The sequence below is a fragment of the Streptosporangium sp. NPDC001681 genome, from assembly GCF_040298085.1.
Taxonomy (GTDB): domain Bacteria; phylum Actinomycetota; class Actinomycetes; order Streptosporangiales; family Streptosporangiaceae; genus Streptosporangium.
The window spans coordinates 1-1,018 of sequence record NZ_JBEOZN010000337.1; the positions used below are offsets into that span (position 1 = coordinate 1).

A 1,018-nucleotide genomic window follows, 5' to 3' on the forward strand; every position below is an offset into this window, starting at 1 on the left:
CGTTCGTGGTGTTCTCGTCGGTGGCGGGGACGTTCGGTGGGGCGGGTCAGGGTAACTACGCGGCGGCGAACGCGTTCCTGGACGCGTTGGCGGAGTATCGGCGAGCGCGAGGGCTGGCTGCGCTGTCGCTGGCGTGGGGGCCGTGGGCGCAGGGTGCGGGGATGACCGGGGCGCTGGGCGAGGTCGATCTGCGGCGGATGGCGCGGGCGGGGGTGGTGCCGTTGTCGCCTGAGCAGGGGTTGGGGTTGTTCGAGGCGGCGGGTGTGGTGGGTGCCGCGGTGGTTGTGGCGGCGCGGTTTGAGGTGGCGGCGGTGCGCACGCAGGGTGAGGTGCCTCATCTGTTGCGCGGGTTGGTGCGTGGGGTTCGCCGGTCGGCGGTGTCGGTGTCGGGGGTGGGTGATGGGTTGTTGGTGGGGCGGTTGGCCGGTCTGGGGCAGGCTGATCGGGTGCGGCTTGTGGTGGAGTTGGTGCGGGCACAGGTCGCGGTGGTGTTGGGGCATGCTTCGCCGCAGCTGGTGGAGGTGCGGCGGGAGTTCCGTGAATTGGGGTTCGATTCGCTGACCGCGGTGGAGTTGCGTAACCGGTTGAACGGCGCGACGGGGTTGCGGTTGCCGGCGACGTTGGTGTTCGACTATCCGACTCCGGTGGTGCTGGCGGAGTTCCTGCTGGGTGAGTTGCTCGGCGAGAAGGCCGACGTGATCATTCCCACGTCCGTCGTGCCTGCGGCGGACGATCCGATCGTGATCGTGGGCATGGCGTGCCGCTATCCGGGTGGGGTGGCCTCTGCGGAGGACCTGTGGCGGTTGGTGGCCGAGGGCGGGGACGGGATCTCGGAATTCCCGACCAGGCGGGGCTGGGACCTGGGGGCGCTGTACAACCCGGACGCCGAACATCGGGGTACTAGTTATGTGTGTGAGGGTGGGTTCCTGCACGAGGCGGGGGAGTTCGATCCGGGGTTCTTCGGGATCTCGCCGCGTGAGGCGCTGGCGATGGATCCGCAGCAGCGGTTGCTGCTGGA

General features: G+C 69.4%; 1 protein-coding gene. It reads left to right on the forward strand.

The features are described from left to right. The coding region (locus ABT130_RS47695) for a beta-ketoacyl reductase (RefSeq protein ID WP_350966518.1) at nucleotides 1-1,018 on the forward strand (1,018 nt) is incomplete at both ends.